This is a genomic window from Micromonospora sp. SH-82 (assembly GCF_051132485.1).
In the GTDB taxonomy this organism is placed as follows: Bacteria; Actinomycetota; Actinomycetes; order Mycobacteriales; family Micromonosporaceae; genus Micromonospora.
This window is the reverse complement of sequence record NZ_CP148049.1, coordinates 177490-194608: the sequence shown is the minus strand read 5'-3', so window position 1 is coordinate 194608 and position 17119 is coordinate 177490. Positions and strand designations below refer to the sequence as shown.

Below are 17119 nucleotides of genomic sequence, written 5' to 3'. Positions count from 1 at the left end.
TGGGTGGTTCAGGTCGTGGAGGTCCTCCGCTGTGGAGGTCACTGAGGATCGCGGACCGCGCGACTCCACTTTGTGCTGAGTTCGTCACTCTGCGGCCTTCTTTGTTGGCTGTCCGTCATGAAATTCTGACTGGCGTCGATGCGAATTCCGTCAGTGACGATGCGTCAGGAGGGAAACCGTTGCACCGAGGTAGGAGAACATCAGCGTTCGGTCTCGCACTCGCTCTGGTGGTGGGAGTTCCGGCGGCGGCGTCAGCCGCTCCCGCGCGACCGACGGTCGGTCCGGCGGCCACCGTCGCCACCCCACCGAAGCAGCCCAACCAGCCCCGGGCGGCCACCGTCACCCTGATCACCGGGGACCGGATCACTGTGGACGCGTCCGGCGGGCTCAGCGTCCGTCGGGGCCAGGACCGGTCCGGGGTACGGTTCCTGGTCCAGCGGGACGAGGGGAACGTGACGGTCCTGCCGTCCGACGCCCTGCCGCTGGTCAGGTCCGGGAAGGTGGACCGGCGACTGTTCGACGTCACCGGGCTGATCGAGGCCGGCCTCGACGACGCCCGCCGGGGCGACCTGCCGTTGCTCGTCGGATACCGGTCGCAGGCCGGTCGGCGGGGCGGCGGCGTCGACCTCGGCGGGGCCCGGGTCACCCGGGAACTGCCCGTCATCGGGGGTGCCGCCGTCAGCGCGCGCAAGGACCGGGCGCAGGCGGTCTGGGCGGCCGTCACCACCGGCTCGGTCATGGCCCGTACCGACACGGCTGGGGGTGTCGGTCGAATCTGGCTGGACGGTCGGCGGCAGCTCACCCTCGAACACAGCGTGCCGCAGATCGGGGCTCCCGCCGCCCACCTGGCCGGGTGGACCGGACGCGGCGTCACGGTGGCAGTCCTGGACACCGGGGTCGACGTCGAGCACCCCGACCTCGTCGGTCGGGTCGCCGACAACCGCAACTTCACCGAGGCGTCCGGGCCGGGCGACGAGGTGGGGCACGGGACCCACGTCGCCTCGACCATCGCCGGCAGTGGGGCGGCCTCCGACGGGCGCAACCGGGGAGTGGCCCCGGACGCGACCCTGATCAGCGGCAAGGTCTGCGAGACCAACTCCTGCACCGAGTCGGCGATCCTGGCCGGGATGCAGTGGGCCGCGCAGGAGAAGCGCGCCACAGTGGTCAACATGAGCCTCGGCGGCCGGGACACCCCGGAGCTCGACCCGTTGGAGGAGGCGGTCGAGACCCTGACCGCGAGCACCGGGACGCTCTTCGTGATCGCTGCGGGCAACGACGGCAGTGACGGCTCGGTCGGCTCACCCGGATCGGCGGACTCGGCCCTCACCGTCGGTGCCGTGGACCGCGACGACGAACTTGCCGACTTCTCCAGCAGGGGTCCCCGGGTCGGCGACGACGCCCTGAAGCCCGACGTGACAGCCCCCGGGGTGGACATCGTCGCCGCCCAGGCGAGCGGCACCACGATGGGAGAGGTGGTCGGCGAGGGGTACGTCTCGGCCTCCGGCACCTCGATGGCCACCCCGCACGTGGCCGGTACCGTGGCACTGCTCGCCCAGCGGCACCCCGACTGGCAGGCCGGGCAGCTCAAGGCGGCCGTCACCGCCTCGGCCGAGCCCAACCCGGAGTTGACCGCGTACCAGCAGGGAGCCGGTCGGGTCGACGCGGCGCGCGCCGTCGACCAGCTCCTCACCAGCGAACCGGGCGGGGTGTCATTCGGCCGGACGCAGTGGCCGCACGACGACGACGAGCCGATCACCAAGACGGTGACCTGGCGCAACGGCGGCACCACCCCGCTCACCCTCGACCTGACGCTGACCGCCACCGACCCCGACGGGGAACCGGCTCCGGCCGGGGTGTTCACCCTCGGGGCGCAGCAGGTGACAGTGCCGGCGGGCGGGGAGGCCTCGGCGTCCGTCACCGTCGACACCAGCGTCGACGGGCCGGACGGCTACTACACCGGGCGGATCGTCGCCACCTCCGGCGACGTCCGGGCGGTCACCCCGATCGCCGTGCACCGCGAGGTGGAGAGCTACCCGGTGACCTTCCGGTACCTGGACTCCACCGGGGCCACGACCGACGAGGCGGTGTCCTACCTGGTCGGGCTGGACAGCGTCAGCTGGACGGACGTCGGCGCGGGTGTGTACCGGCTCCCGAAGGGCCGGTACGGGCTGGTCACGTACGTCCTGGAGCGCGAGGGCGACAAGGTGGACCGGTTCTCCGCCCTGGTGTGGCCGGAGTTGACAGTCACCAGGCCGACGACGGTGACCGCTGACGCCCGCAGTGCCGAGCCGGTCCGCACCTCGGTCCCGGAGCCCTCGGCGGCACCCGCCCTGATCGACCTCAGCGCCGAGTTCACCGTCGGCGAGGACAGCGGGTACGGCTTCGGCCTCTGGGCCGACGACTTCGACGGGCTGTACAGCGCCCAGGTGGGTCGGCGGGCACCGGCCGAGCACTTCGTCGGTTCGGTGAGCAGCCAGTGGATCAAGCCCGGCGTGCCGAGCAGCCCCTACCTGTACGCGGTCGCCGAGGCCTTCCCCGGACGGTTCCCGACCGGGTACGTCAAGGACTTCCGGCGGCAGGACCTGGCCAAGGCCGTCCACCAGTTCCGGGGGCCCACTCCGGGGCTGGAGTTCGAACGGACCGTCTTCCCCCGGTTCCCGAGGCTCGACACCGGGGCGTCGGCGGCCGTGCTGCCCACCGCGGTCCCCGGACAGCGGGTCGAGTGGCACAACACGAAGAACGTCCAGTGGCAGGGCTCGCTCTACTCCGGCAAGCGCACGGAGGAGGACTGGCTGGACTTCTACACCGCACTCGACGCCGACCCGAAGGCGTACCGGGCCGGTAAGACCTACCGGGACACCTGGAACGTCGCACCGTACGGGCCGTCGGTGAACGAGAGGTGGCCGATCGTCGGGCGGTTCGGGGACACCATCCTCGTCTCCGCGGCGCTCTACGACGACCAGGCCGGGCACTACGGGGCCTCGATCACCGACGAGGGACGGACCGCGCTCTACCGCGACGGGGAACTGGTCGGGGAGACCGACTACACGGGCTTCGGCGAGTTCGAAGTCCCGCCCGGCGGGGCGAAGTACCGGGTCGAGGTCACCGCCGGACGGACTTTCACCGACCTGGCCAGCCGGATCGAGGCGACCTGGACGTTCCGGTCCCGGCACGTCCCCGACACGGAATTCGTCCCGGTGCCGGCGATGGCGGTCCGGTTCACCCCGGAGCTGCGCCCGGACAACAGCGCCCCGGCCGGGCAGCGGTTCCTGATCCCGTTCGACATCCAACGGCAGGGGGCCACCGCCGAGGTGACGGCGGTGACGGTGGAGGTGTCGTACGACGGTGGGCAGACCTGGCGGCGGTCTCAGGTACAGCAGGTCGGCGACCGGTGGGTGGCCGCCACCCGGCACCCGGCCGGGAAGGGACTCGCGTCGCTGCGGGCCACCGTCCGCGACGCCGACGGCAACATCCTGACCCAGGAGACGATCGGGGCGTACCGCCTACGGTGAGCCGTCGACGCACCGACGGACCCGGCGGTCGCCGCCGGGTCCGTCGGTCGGTACGTCAGTCGTTGGCGTGCAGGGCGGCGTTGAGCGCCACGCCCTGGCCGGTACGCGGCTTCGCCTCCAGCGCGCCGGTCACCGAGTTGCGCCAGAACAGCAGCCCGTCCACCCCGGAGAGCTGCTTGGCCTTGACCACCGCGCCGTCCGGGAGGGTGATCTTGGAGGGGGCGGTGATGTAGCACCCGGCCTCCACCACACAGTCGTCACCCAGCGAGATCCCCACCCCGGCGTTGGCGCCGATCAGGCTCCGCTCACCGATGCGGACCCGGTCGGTGCCGCCACCGGAGAGGGTCCCCATGATCGAGGCGCCGCCGCCGATGTCGGAGCCGTCCCCGACCACCACGCCCTGCGCGATCCGACCCTCGACCATCGAGGTGCCGAGCGTGCCGCCGTTGAAGTTGACGAAGCCCTCGTGCATGACGGTGGTACCGGCGGACAGGTGCGCGCCGAGACGGACCCGGTCGGCGTCGGCGATCCGTACGCCGGAGGGGACCACGTAGTCGGTCATCCGGGGGAACTTGTCCACCCCGTACACGGCCAGGTGGCGGCCGGCCGCCCGCTCGATCACCCGCAGCTCGTCCACCCGCTCCGGCGGGCACGGCCCGGCCGAGGTCCAGGCGACGTTCGCCAGCTTGCCGAAGATTCCGTCGAGGTTGATCTCGTTGGGCCGGACCAGGCGGTGGGAGAGCAGGTGCAACCGCAGGTACGCGTCGGAGGCGTCGGCGACCGGGTCGGCCAGGGAGCCGATCACGGTGACCACCTCGACGGTACGCAGACCGGGCAGCGCCCGGTCGCCGATCGCACCCGGCGGCAGGTCGAGGACGTCGGCCTGCTCCTCGCCGGGAACCAGTGGCAGGTCCCCCAGTCCCAGCTTGCCGGTCGGGTACCAGGTGTCGAGCACCTGCCCCTCGGCGGTGGTGGTGGCCAGACCGATACCCCAGGCGGGTTGTGCGGACGTCACTGCTTCACCTTTCTCCGTCACGGCTGCGGGACGCGTCGCCACGATCACCGGGCGGCGTGCCGCCGCGCGTGATCTCCAGCGCGGCGGAGCGCCTGCGGGCAGGCTCACCCCTCGCGTGTACCGGAACTGACGGTACCGTGCGAATCATGGAGAACCCGCTTACCCCCGAGGTCCTCGCCGATCCGGTGGCCCTCACCCGCGCGCTGGTCGACATCGAGTCCGTTTCGCTCAACGAGAAGGCGATCGCCGACTGCGTGGAGGAGGTGTTGCGGAAGGTTCCGCACCTGACCACCCACCGGTTCGGCAACACCGTGATGGCCCGGACCGACCTCGGTCGGGACTCCCGGGTCGTGCTCGCCGGACACCTGGACACGGTGCCGCTGAACAACAACCTCCCGGCCACGATGCGGGGGGACCTGATGTACGGCTGCGGCACCTCGGACATGAAGTCCGGGGTGGCGTTCGCGCTGCACCTTGCGGTCACCCTGCCCGAGCCGAGGTACGACGTGACGTACTTCTTCTACGAGGCGGAGGAGATCGAGCAGCGGTACAACGGGCTGTTCCTGGTCGCCGAGGCGCACCCGGAGTGGCTCACCGCCGACTTCGCGGTGCTGTTGGAGCCGACGTACGGGGTGGTCGAGGCGGGGTGCCAGGGCACCATGCGGGCGGTGGTGACCCTCACCGGCGTACGGGCCCACTCGGCGCGCTCCTGGCACGGGGTGAACGCCATCCACCGCGCCGGTGAGCTGCTGCGTCGGTTGGAGGAGTACCAGTCCCGGCGGGTCACCATCGACGGCTGCGACTACCGGGAGGGGTTGAACGCGGTCCGGATCAACGGCGGGGTGGCCGGGAACGTGGTCCCGGACCTCTGCGAGATCGAGGTGAACTTCCGGTTCGCGCCGGACCGGACCCCGGCCGAGGCGGAGGCGCACCTGCGGGAGCTGCTCTCCGGGTACGACCTGCGGATCACCGACTGCGCGGCCGGTGCCCGGCCGGGGCTGGGGGCCGACGTGGCCAAGGAGTTCCTGGACGCGGTGGGGGAGGCGCCGATCGGCAAGTTGGGCTGGACCGACGTGGCCCGGTTCGCCGCCATGGGGATTCCGGCGCTGAACTTCGGCCCGGGGGACCCGAACTTCGCCCACCACCCGGACGAGCACGTCGAGCTGTCGAAGATCCGTGACGGGGCCGCCACTCTGCACCGCTGGCTGGCTCGGCCCTGACCGGCCGTTCTCCTGTTCCACGGACCGCCCTGGCCGGTCCGGCCTGAGCCGGTCCGGCCGGGGTCGTCAGTGGGTGGGGGTCAGGCTGGCCGGATCGGTGGGGCGGTCGGCCGCCTCGCCCACCGGATCGGTGACCTCCTCGGCCAGGCGGGTCCGCCGACGTTCGGCCACCACGTCCTGGATCCGCCGTTGCATCTGTCGTCGAATCCGGATCATCTCGCTGTTACTGATCACGCTCTGCTCCTCCCCCGAAGCGCGCCGAGGCATACCCGGTATGTGAATAGTAAGACGTACGCGCGACCGAATTAGTTGCCCATGATCACGAAATTCCTACGGACGGGCTGGTCGGCGTACCCGAAAGGTGCCGCTCCATTACGGTTGCTCCCATGAGTCAGAGTCACGGCAGCGACACCCCACGGGCACCAGGGCGGGAACGACACCGGGGGGCCGTGACCCTGCGTCGCGGTGCCATCCCGGACAGCACCGCCGACCAGCGGCTGCTGGACTCGCGGGGACGCAGCGACTGGAAGACCCGGGACGCGTGGCGGGCGCTGCGTATCCTCTCCGAGTTCGTCGAGGGGTTCGACACCCTCGCCGACCTGCCTCCCGCGGTCAGCGTCTTCGGCTCCGCCCGGAGCAGCCCGGACAGCCCGGAGTGTCGGCTCGCCGAGGCGCTCGGCGCGGCCCTGGCCCGAGCCGGGTACGCGGTGATCACCGGCGGTGGACCGGGCGTGATGGAGGCGGCGAACCGGGGGGCCAGCGAGGCGGGCGGGCTCTCCGTCGGCCTCGGCATCGAACTCCCCTTCGAGCAGGGCATCAACGACTGGGTCGACCTCGCCATCGACTTCCGCTACTTCTTCGCCCGCAAGACCATGTTCGTCAAGTACGCCCAGGCGTTCGTCGTCCTGCCCGGCGGGTTCGGCACCATGGACGAACTCTTCGAGGCGCTCACCCTGGTCCAGACCGGGAAGGTGACCCGGTTCCCGGTGGTCCTGATGGGCACCGAGTACTGGCGGGGTCTGCTCGACTGGCTGCGGGACACCATGGCGGTCGGCGGCAAGATCGGGCCGGTGGACCTGGACCTCATCTGCCTGACCGACGACGTCGACGCGGCGGTACGCCACATCGTGGAGGCCGAGGCCGCACTCTCCGTCGAGCAGGAGGCGGTCCGGCAGGAGAGCGTCGCCCGTACCGCCGCCGACCAGCAGGCCGCCGCCCGGGGCGACGCCGCCGACGGGGCGGAGGGCTGACCGGGTGGCGGCGATCTGCGTGTTCTGCGCCTCCTCCCGTACCCTCGACCAGCGCTGGCTGGACCTCGCCGCCGAGACCGGCGCGGAGATCGCCCGTCGGGGACACACCCTGGTCAGCGGGGGTGGATCGGTCGGGATGATGGGCGCGCTGACCGAGGGTGCCCGGGCCGCCGGGGGTACGACGGTCGGGGTGATCCCGCAGTCCCTGGTGGACCTGGAGGTCGCCGACCTGGCCTCCGACGAACTGCTCGTCACCGACAGCATGGCCGCCCGCAAGATCCTCATGATCGAACGGTCGGACGCCTTCCTGACCCTTCCCGGCGGCCTCGGCACGCTGGACGAGCTCTTCGAGGTCTGGACGACGGCGACCCTGGCCATGCACTCCAAGCCGATGGTCCTGGTGGACACCGACGGCTTCTACAGTCCCCTGCTCGACTGGCTCGCCGCCCGCACCGACGAGAGCTTCCTCAAACCCGCCGGCCTGGACCTCCTGGCCGTCGCCCCCACCCCGCAGGAAGCACTCGACCTCCTAGCCCTCCCCCCGTCCGTGCGATCCGACCGCCCGGCCCCCGGTGGCCGGGCCGACCGCCCGAACCCTGGCGGCCGGATCGGCACCGACCCGACCCGGTGATCAAGGGGTTTGCGTCACCCTGGAGATCGAACCTGACCGAAACCCCTTGATCACGCCACCGGCGGACGGGGACGCCGGGCGGGGGGTGGGCTGGGGTCGGCCGGGTGGGTGGGGGTCGGGTGGGCGCCGGTGGGGGAGTGTCGGTGGGCAGTGGTGGGATGAGGAGATGCAGGTGTATCGGCTGGTGCGGCGCACCGGTGCCGCTGTTCGGGGAACGGTGCGTGGGCCGAGCCCGCTCCCGGAGGGTGCCGACGGGTCAGTCGGATCGGATGTGCCCGCCGGGGTGGACGACTCGGCGGGTCCGGTCGGGTCCGAGGGGCACGCAGGCACGCCGGGCCGGGACCGGTCGGTGGACGGGGGTCGGCGGGCCGACCCGGTGCAGGCCGAGGTCGTCGGGCACACCGACGGGCCGATGCTGGTGGTCGGCGGGCCGGGCACCGGCAAGACCAGCACCCTGATCGAGGCGGTCGCCGCCCGGGTGGCCGAGGGTGTCGACCCGGAACGTGTCCTGGTGCTCACCTTCAGTCGGCGACAGGCCACCGAACTGCGCCGACAGATCGAGGCCCGGATCGCCCTCGACGGACACCGGGTGATCCGGGAGCCGCTGGTCCGCACCTTCGCGGCGTACGCCTTCGGGTTGTTGCGTCGGGCCGCCACCGACCGGGGTGAGCCGTCGCCCCGGCTCCTCACCGGACCCGAGCAGGATCTGATCATCCGCGAGCTGCTCGACGTGGTGGGCGTGGAGGGCGAGGACGACCCGGTGGGGTGGCCGGAGGACCTCCGCCCGGCGCTGCGTACCCGGGCCTTCGCGGCCCAACTGCGCGACCTGCTGATGCGGGCCGCCGAGCGTGGGGTGGGCCCGGTCGAGCTGGCCCGGCTGGGTGACGGACTCGGCCGCTCCGACTGGTCGGCCGCCGCCCGGTTCCTCCGGGAGTACGTCGCGGTGCTCGCCCTGCGTGACGTCGCCAACCGTGGTTCGGTCGGTTACGACCCGGCCGAACTGGTCCGGGCGGCCCGGGGACTGCTGCTCGACGATCCGGACCTGCTCGCCGCCGAGCGCCGTCGCCTGGCGTACGTGTACGTCGACGAGTTGGCCGACACCGACCCCGCCCAGGTGGACCTGCTGGAGGTGATCGCCGGCGGGGGGAAGACACTCGTCGCCTTCGGCGACCCGGACTCCTCGACGTACGCGTTCCGGGGCGCGGATCCGCAGGTGGTGAACACCTTCGGACACCGGTTCCGGACCTGGTCGGGTGCCCCGGCGGCGAAGGTCGTGCTCGGCACGTCGTACCGGGCGGGGTCCCGGCTGTTGGCCGTCACCGGGCGACTGGGTCGTCGGCTGCGCGGCCCCTCCGCGCACCGTCACCTGACCCCGCTGCCGGAGACGGAGAGCGGGTCGGTGACGGTACGGACGTTCCGTTCCGCCACCAGCGAGGCGGCCTGGCTGGCCCACGCCCTGCGGACGGCGCACCTGATGGACGGGGTGCCCTGGTCCCGGATGGCGGTGCTGGTGCGCTCCACGGCACGGCAGCTTCCCTACCTGCAACGGGCCCTGCACGCGGCCGGGGTGCCGGCTGTGGTCAACGGCGAGGACCTGCCGCTGCACCTGCAACCAGCCGTCGCACCCCTGCTGCTCCTGCTGCGCTGCGCGCTCGAACCGGACCGGCTCGACGAGGAGTCGGCGGTGGCGCTGCTGCACTCTCCGCTCGGCGGAGCCGATCCGCTGGCCGAGCGGCGGCTCCGGCAGGGGCTGCGGGTCATCGCCCTGGCCCGGGGCGACCGTCGACCCTCCGGTGAGCTGATCGTCGAGGCGTTGCGCGACCCGGAGGAGATCGGTGAGATCGACCGCCGGTGGGCGGAGCCGGCGCAGGCCGTGGCCGGGCTGCTGGCTGTCGCCCGGGAGACCGCCGACCAGCCCGGCGCGACCGCCGAGGACGTGCTCTGGGCGGTGTGGGACGGCAGCGGCCTGGCCGAACGATGGGCCGGGGCGATAGTCAGGGGATGGGCTGCCACCGGGGAGCACGAGAGCGCGCAACGGTGGCGGGCGGAGGCCGCCGACCGGGACCTCGACGCTGTCCTGGTGCTCTTCGACGCCGCAGCCCGGTTCACCGACCGGCTGCCCGGTGCCCGGGCCGAGGTCTTCCTCGACCACGTCCTCGGGCAGGACCTCCCGGCGGACACCCTGGCCGCCAGCGCCGACCGGGGTGAGGCGGTCCGACTGCTCACCGCGCACGCCGCCAAGGGCGGGGAGTGGGACCTGGTCGCGGTCGCCGGGGTGCAGGAGGGGGTCTGGCCCGATCTCCGGTTGCGCGGCAGTCTGCTCGGCTCGGAGCGACTGGTCGACGTGCTCGCCGGGCGGGCCGAGGCCGGTGGCCGGGTCGCCGGCCTGGTCGGGCAGACCTCGGCCCTGCTCGACGAGGAGCGTCGGCTCTTCCACGTGGCGGTCACCCGGGCCCGCCGTCGGCTGCTGGTCAGTGCGGTCGCCTCGGCCTCGGTGGGTGGGGACGACCACGAGGAGCAACCCAGCCGGTTCCTGTACGAACTGGGCCCGACCGAGCCGACCGAGCCGACCGAGCCGACCGAGCCGACCGAGCCGACCGAGGCGACCGAGCCGACCGAGGCGACCGAATCGACCGAGGCGACCCGATCCGCCGAAGGTCGGGTGTCGGTGCTGCCGGTGGGACGGCCACCCCGGGCGCTGACCCTGTCGGCACTCGTGGCCGAGTTGCGTACCGCGGTGACCGACCCCGATGCGGCACCGGCCCGGCGGCGTGCGGCGGCGGGTGAACTGGCCCGGCTCGCCGCAGCCGGGGTGCCCGGCGCGCACCCTGACGACTGGTGGGGGCTGCGGGGGCTCTCCGACGACCGGCCCCTGGTCGCCGACGGTGACCCGGTCCGGGTGACCCCGTCGGGCATGGAGAGCGCGCTGCGGTGCAGCCTGCGATGGCTCCTGGAACGGCACGGGGGCAGTTCGTCGACGAGCGCCGCGCAGGGCGTCGGGAACCTGGTCCACGCCGCCGCGATGCTCGCCGAGGACGCCAGCGTCGACAGGTCGGCCCTGCTGGAGTACGTCACCGCCCGGTTCGACGCGATCGAGCTGGCCGCCCGGTGGATGGCCGGGCCGGAACAGGACCGCGCCGAGGCCATGGTGGACAAACTGCTGCGGTGGCTGGCCGGGAACCCGCGTCGCCTGCTCGCCATCGAACACGAGTTCGCGGTCCGCCTGGACGATCCGCACCGGCCGGTGCAGCTGACCGGCCGGGTGGACCGGCTGGAGGTCGACGCCGACGGCCGCCTCGTCGTGATCGACCTGAAGACCGGACGCTCCACCGCCGTCAGCACCACCGACGTCGCCGAACACCCGCAGCTCGGCGCGTACCAGGCGGCGGTGGAGGCGGGGGCGTTCGCCGAGTACGGCGACACCTCCGGCGGGGCGGCGCTGGTGCAGCTCGGTACCGGTGGTCGGGACGCCCGCGAGCAGGGTCAGGCCCCGGCCGGGGAGGGGCCGACGGCGGGCTGGGCGACCGCCCTGGTCAGGCGGACCGCCGATACGATGGCGGCGGCCACCTTCGCCGCCGTGGCCAATTCCAAGTGCCGGGTCTGTCCGGTCCGGACCAGCTGCCCCGTCTCCGGTCAGGGTCGCCAGGTGGTGGAGCCGCCGGTCCCCCGTCGCCGTGATCGCGAGGAGTGACAGTGCCGACCTCGCCCCAGCGCCGGGAGGGGAGCCCGTGACGCAGCCCGCGCTCTTCGACTCCGGCACCGCCCCGGCCCCCCGGCGGGCCGACTCCGGTCCCCGCTACACCCCTGTCGAGCTGGCGAAGCTGCTCCGGCTCCCGGCGCCGACCCGGGAACAGGCGGAGATCATCTCCGCGCCGGTGGATCCGGTCCTGGTGGTCGCCGGGGCCGGTTCGGGCAAGACCGAGACGATGGCCGCCCGGGTGGTCTGGCTGGTCGCCAACTCGTACGTCCGACCGGAGCAGATCCTCGGGCTCACCTTCACCCGCAAGGCCGCCGGGGAGCTGTCCCACCGGGTGCGTACCCGGTTGGACCAGCTGATCCGCCGGTTGGGGCGGCACGGGCGGGACCCGGCCGACGACCCGTTCGCCGGTGAGCCGACGATCTCGACGTACCACTCGTACGCCGCCCGGATCGTCACCGAGCACGGGCTGCGCGCCGGGTACGAACCGGCCACCCGGCTGCTCACCGAGGCGTCCCGTTGGCAGCTGGTGGACCTGCTGGTCCGCAACTACGACGGGGACATGTCCGAGGTGAACCGGATGCCCAGCACCATCACCGACGCGGTGTTGGCGCTCGCCGGGGAGCTGGACGAGCACCTGGTCTCCCCGGACACCCTCGCCGCCTGGACCGGTCGGTTCTTCGCCGAGGTGCAGTCCCGCCCCGGTCGGATCTACGCCGACGTCCGCCGGGCGCTCCAGCTCCAGCAGATCAGGCTGAAGCTGCTGCCGCTGGTGCGGGCGTACGGCCGCCGGAAGGCTGACTTCGAGGCGATGGACTTCGCCGACCAGTTGGCCCGGGCGGCCGGGGTGGCCCGGGACCACCCGGGGGTCGGGACGATCGAACGGGACCGGTTCCGGGTGGTCCTGCTCGACGAGTACCAGGACACCAGTCACGCGCAGGTGGTGCTGCTCAACGCGCTCTTCGGCGGTGGGCACCCGGTCACCGCTGTCGGCGACCCCTGCCAGTCGATCTACGGTTGGCGGGGGGCGAGCGCCGGCACCCTGGACCGGTTCCCCGTCGACTTCGCCCGCACCGACGGCGGGTCGGCCCAGGTGCTCGGCCTGACCACCAGTTGGCGCAACCGCCCGGAGATCCTCGCGGTGGCCAACGCGCTGGCCACCCCGCTGCGGGCCGCCGGTGCCCGGGTGCCCGAACTGCGGGCCGCGTTCAGCGTGGCCGAGCCGATCCCGCACCGTACGCCGAGGGGCAACGCCGCCGCGACAGTGCACTGTGCCCTGCTCGACACGTACGCCGAGGAGGCCGACTGGATCGCCGACAGCGTGCTGGCGTCCTGGCGGGGGGCTGCCGGGACGCCGGGGGCGCTGCCGGAGCAGATCCCGGTGGACCGGCGTCCGACCACCGCCGTGCTGGTCCGGTTGCGCAGCCAGATCCCGGTCATCGAGTCGGCGCTGCGCGAGCGGGGCCTGCCGGTGGAGGTGGTCGGGTTGGGTGGGCTGTTGGACACCCCTGAGGTCCGGGACGTGGTGTGCACCCTGCGGGTGCTCGCCGACCCCACCGACGGTGCGGCGCTGCTGCGGTTGTTGACCGGTGCCCGGTGGCGGATCGGCCCCCGTGATCTGGTGGCCCTGCACCGCCGGGCCAGGGCGATCGCCGTGGCCCGCCGTGAGCTGGCCGGTCGACGCGCCCCGGAACACCCCGGTGACACCCGGACGGACCGCTCAGGTGACGCCCGCCAGGACCGCCCCGGTGACGTCCGACAGGACCGCTCCGGTGACGTCCGACAGGACCGCTCCGGTGACGTCCGCCAGGACCGGCCCGGGGTGGACGAGCCGGAGATCACCGTCGACGTCCTGGATGAGGCGACGCTCGTCGAGGCGTTGGCCGACCTCGGTCCGGCGCAGGCGTACTCGGCGGAGGGGTACGCGCGACTTCGTGCGTACGCCCAGGAGTTGGCGCTGCTGCGCTACCGCCTGGACCAGACGATGCCGGAGCTGATCGCGGACGTGGAACGGACCATCGGCCTGGACGTGGAGGTGGCGGTCCGGGCGGGTCGGGAGGGCGCGGGCGACGCCGGTCTGGCCCGGGGGCACCTGGATGCCCTCGCCGACGTGGCGGCCCGGTTCAGCGGGGAGACCCCGGGGGCGACCCTCGCCGGGTTCCTCGCGTTCCTCGCCGCCGCCGAGGACTCGGAGCGGGGGTTGACCCCGGGCGAGGTGGAGGTGGTGGAGGGGGCGGTGCAGGTGCTCACCGCGCACGCCGCCAAGGGCCTGGAGTGGGACGTGGTGGCGGTTGCCGGGCTGACCCGGGGTGGGTGGCCGGGGCCGTCCCGCAACTCCGACCACTGGCTGGGCGGGCTCGGGGTGCTGCCGTTCCCGCTGCGCGGGGACGCTGACGGCCTGCCCGACCTGGCCCTCGCCGACACGGTCGACCAGCGTGGGGTGGCTCGGGCGGTGGCCGACTTCACCGACGCCTGGCGGGCGCACGACGAGCGGGAGGAACGTCGGCTGGCGTACGTCGGGGTGACCCGACCGCGGCGGCTGCTGCTCTGCTCGGGGTACTGGTGGGGGGAGGGGACGAAACGTCCCCGGGGGCCGTCGGTCCTGCTGCGCGAGGTGCACGACGCCTGCCTGGACGGCGGGGACGGGTACGTCGTCGACGAGTGGGCGTCGGAGCCGGGCGGCGACGCTGTCAACCCGACCACCGAGGTGGTGCTGCGCGCGGAGTGGCCGGCCGATCCGCTGGGTGCCCGTCGCCCGGCGTTGACCGAGGCCGCCGCCCTGGTGCGACGGCTGCTCACCGACGACCGGCGGACGGTACCGGAGGTCGACGGCCCCGTACCGACCGCGGGACCGCCGGCCGGTGCCGTCTCGGGTGGGGGCGCGGGAGGTGCCGCCCCGGATGGCGACGCGGAAGGTGCCGACCCGGGTGGCGACGCGGGTGAGGCCGACCCGGGTGGCGACGCGGGAGGTGCCGACCCGGGTGTCGACGCGGGTGAGGCCGACCCGGGTGTCGACGCGGGTGAGGCCGACCCGGGTGGCGACGCGGGTGAGGCCGACCCGGGTGGCGACGCGGGAGGGGCCGATCCGGAGGTGGACCGGTGGCGGCGGGAGGTGGATCTGCTCCTGGCCGAGCGGGCCGAGCTGCTGCGCCGGGCCGACGCGGTGGAGGTGGCCCTCCCCGACCAGCTCTCGGTCACCCAACTGGTGGCGTTGCGTCGTGACCCGGCCGACCTGGCCAGGTCGTTGCGTCGCCCGATGCCCACCCGGCCGAACCCGTACGCCCGGCGGGGCACGACCTTCCACGCCTGGCTGGAGCAGCGGTTCGGGGCGGACCGGCTGCTCGACGTGGACGAGTTGCCCGGTGCCGCCGACGCCGAGGCCGCCCCCGACGAGGCCCTCGTCGAGTTGCAGGAACGCTTCCTGGCCAGTGAGTGGGCCGACCGGGTGCCGACCGAGGTGGAGGTGCCGTTCGCCACGGTGCTCGGCGGGGTGGTGGTCCGGGGCCGGATGGACGCGGTCTTCAGCCGTCCCGGGGGGCGGTTCGACGTGGTGGACTGGAAGACCGGCCGACAGCCGACCGGCGACGAGGCGCAGACGGTGGCGGTGCAGTTGGCGGTCTACCGGCTCGCCTGGGCGGAGCTGGCCGGGGTGCCGGTGGAGCGGGTCGGAGCGGCGTTCCACTACGTACGCTCCGGGGTGACCGTCCGGCCCGCGGACCTGCTCGACGCCGACGGGCTCACCGGGCTGATCACGGGGGTGCCGGAAAGTCCAGCCGATCCACCCCGCGTCGGTTGATCCCGTGGTACGTTGGCTGCGTTGCAGTTTTGGTTACCAGAGGCTCTGTGTGCGCCTGGCGGATTGTGGCCCCAGGCGCACTTTGTTGTGTCCGGAGTTCTCCGGGCGGGGCGACCAGCAGCGACACCGCGACCCGCGCGTCAAGCGTGGGCGCTCAGACTCGACCCGCAGCAGGTGCGGGTGAGACCGTTCCGTCAAGGAGACGAAACAAATGGCAATTGGCACCGTCAAGTGGTTCAACGCTGACAAGGGCTTCGGCTTCATCACCCCGGACGGCGGCGGCGCCGACGTCTTCGCCCACTTCTCGGCCATCCAGTCCTCGGGCTACCGGTCGCTGGACGAGAACCAGCGGGTCGAGTTCGAGGTGACCCAGGGCCAGAAGGGCCCGCAGGCGGAGAACATCCGCCCGCTCTGACGAGCAGCGACACCGCGCAACACCCACCGTGTCCGTCCCGGACGCGGTGACGCGGTCGACCCGCCCCGTCGCGCCCCGTACCTTCGGGCACGCGGCGGGGCGGTTCCCCGCATCCAACCTGGTTCGTGCTTGTGACCGCCGGTGGCCCGCCCCGGTGACCGCGCCGCTCTGGTGCGCGCCTCCTCGACACGTGCCGTTTCGAGGAAGGCTCCTGCCATGACCCCGCACGCCACCACGTCGGCGCAAGCGCCGACGTTCGCCGCCACCGGGCTCGCCCCGGCGCTGCTCGCCGCCCTGTCGGCCCAGGGCATCGACCGGCCGTTCCCGATCCAGGCGGCCACCCTGCCGGACGCCCTCGCCGGCCGTGACGTCCTCGGCCGGGGCCGTACCGGCTCCGGCAAGACCCTCGCCTTCGGGCTGGCGGTGCTGCACCGTACCGCCGGACGCCGGGCCCGCTCCGGCCGTCCCCTGGCTCTCGTCCTGGTGCCGACCCGGGAACTCGCCCAGCAGGTCACCACCGCGCTCGACCCGTACGCCCGGGCTGTCGGCCTGCGGACCGCGACGGTCGTCGGGGGGCTCTCCCTCAGCCGACAGGCGGAGGCGCTGCGGGCCGGGGCCGAGGTGGTCGTGGCCACCCCCGGCCGGCTGCACGACCTGATCGACCGGGGCGACGTCCGCCTCGGCGAGGTCGGGATCACGGTGCTGGACGAGGCGGACCAGATGGCCGACATGGGCTTCCTGCCGCAGGTGACGAAGCTGCTGGAGCAGGTCGCCCCCCGTGGGCAGCGACTGCTCTTCTCCGCGACCCTCGACGGCGGGGTGGATCGACTGGTCCGCCGGTTCCTCGTCTCGCCGGTGTCGCACTCCGTCGACCCGGGCACCGCGACGGTGACCGCGATGGCCCACCACGTACTGCACGTCGAGACGGCCGACAAGCCGACCATGCTGGCCCGGATCGCGGCCCGGGACGGGCGGACGATCATGTTCATCGGGACCAAGCACCGCGCCGACCGGGTGGCCCGACAGCTGCTCACCCGTGGGGTCCGTGCCGCCGCACTGCACGGGGGCAAGTCCCAGCCGCAGCGCACCCGGATCCTGGAGCAGTTCCGCACCGGCCAGGTGACCGCGTTGGTCGCCACCGACGTGGCGGCCCGGGGCATCCACGTCGACGGGCTCGACCTGGTGGTCAACATCGACCCGCCCGCCGAGGCGAAGGACTACCTGCACCGGGGCGGCCGGACCGCTCGGGCCGGGGAGTCCGGCGCGGTGGTCACGCTGGTCCTGCCCGAGCAGCGCCGGGACGTCTCCCGGCTGTTCAACGCCGCCGGGATCCAGCCGCAGACGCTGTCGGCCCGTCCCGGCGACGACGCCGTGGCCCGGGTCACCGGCGCCCGTGAGCCCTCCGGCGTGCCGGTGACCATCAACGGCTCGTCGCCGGCTCGGCGCGGTGCCCCCGCCTCCGGGTCCGGTGGCGGTACGGGTGCCCCGCGTCGCCCCCGGCGGCCCCGCCGCCCGCGTACCGCCTGAGTCGTCGGTTCCGCCTGGAACGGCCGCAGCCCCCGTCTGACAGACGGGGGCTGCGG

The 17119-nt window shown here is 73.3% G+C and carries 9 protein-coding genes and 1 pseudogene; 8 read left to right on the top strand and 2 right to left on the bottom strand.

Going from position 1 to position 17119, the window contains the following annotated elements; translation table 11 throughout:
- Positions 1 to 227: 227 nt before the first annotated feature.
- On the top strand, positions 228 to 3512 hold the full coding sequence (locus WHN02_RS00825; RefSeq protein WP_434741622.1) for a S8 family serine peptidase: 3285 nt from the start codon (positions 228 to 230) through the stop codon (positions 3510 to 3512).
- A 55-nt stretch (positions 3513 to 3567) separates the two neighbouring features.
- Here WHN02_RS00825 and dapD read toward each other — a convergent pair whose 3' ends face one another.
- Positions 3568 to 4527 (bottom strand): 2,3,4,5-tetrahydropyridine-2,6-dicarboxylate N-succinyltransferase, encoded by a 960-nt coding sequence (gene dapD / locus WHN02_RS00820; RefSeq protein ID WP_434741621.1) that lies wholly within the window; start codon positions 4525 to 4527, stop codon positions 3568 to 3570.
- A 146-nt stretch (positions 4528 to 4673) separates the two neighbouring features.
- Here dapD and dapE point away from each other — a divergent pair, with 146 nt between their 5' ends.
- Positions 4674 to 5747, top strand: coding sequence for a succinyl-diaminopimelate desuccinylase (gene dapE / locus WHN02_RS00815; RefSeq protein WP_434741620.1), 1074 nt, complete (start codon positions 4674 to 4676; stop codon positions 5745 to 5747).
- 66 nt (positions 5748 to 5813) lie between these two features.
- On the opposite strand, the gene WHN02_RS00810 is transcribed toward dapE, so the two are convergent.
- Positions 5814 to 5981: a hypothetical protein gene (locus WHN02_RS00810; protein ID WP_350896656.1), complete on the bottom strand. Its 168-nt coding sequence runs from the start codon at positions 5979 to 5981 to the stop codon at positions 5814 to 5816.
- A gap of 152 nt (positions 5982 to 6133) precedes the next feature.
- On the opposite strand from WHN02_RS00810, the gene WHN02_RS00805 reads away from it, so the two are divergent.
- The 6 genes and pseudogenes from WHN02_RS00805 (at position 6134) to WHN02_RS00780 (ending at position 17063) form a co-directional block, all read left to right on the top strand.
- Entirely contained in the window at positions 6134 to 6997 is an 864-nt protein-coding gene (locus tag WHN02_RS00805; protein ID WP_434741619.1) for a TIGR00730 family Rossman fold protein, read from the top strand.
- 4 nt (positions 6998 to 7001) lie between these two features.
- A pseudogene (locus WHN02_RS00800) lies at positions 7002 to 7529 on the top strand (TIGR00730 family Rossman fold protein); the annotation flags it as partial.
- Positions 7530 to 7794: 265 nt separating this feature from the next.
- On the top strand, positions 7795 to 11319 hold the full coding sequence (locus WHN02_RS00795; RefSeq protein WP_434741618.1) for an ATP-dependent helicase: 3525 nt from the start codon (positions 7795 to 7797) through the stop codon (positions 11317 to 11319).
- Between the two features lie 37 nt (positions 11320 to 11356).
- Positions 11357 to 15121 carry an ATP-dependent helicase gene (locus WHN02_RS00790; protein WP_434741617.1) on the top strand — a complete coding sequence of 1255 codons (3765 nt, stop codon included), beginning with the start codon at positions 11357 to 11359 and terminating at the stop codon, positions 15119 to 15121.
- Positions 15122 to 15332: 211 nt separating this feature from the next.
- The gene (gene cspE / locus WHN02_RS00785; RefSeq protein WP_007464836.1) at positions 15333 to 15536 is read left to right on the top strand and encodes a transcription antiterminator/RNA stability regulator CspE; all 204 of its coding nucleotides are present in this window, start codon (positions 15333 to 15335) and stop codon (positions 15534 to 15536) included.
- A gap of 216 nt (positions 15537 to 15752) precedes the next feature.
- Positions 15753 to 17063, top strand: a complete 1311-nt coding sequence (locus WHN02_RS00780; protein ID WP_434741616.1) for a DEAD/DEAH box helicase — start codon at positions 15753 to 15755, stop codon at positions 17061 to 17063.
- Positions 17064 to 17119 lie beyond the last annotated feature (56 nt).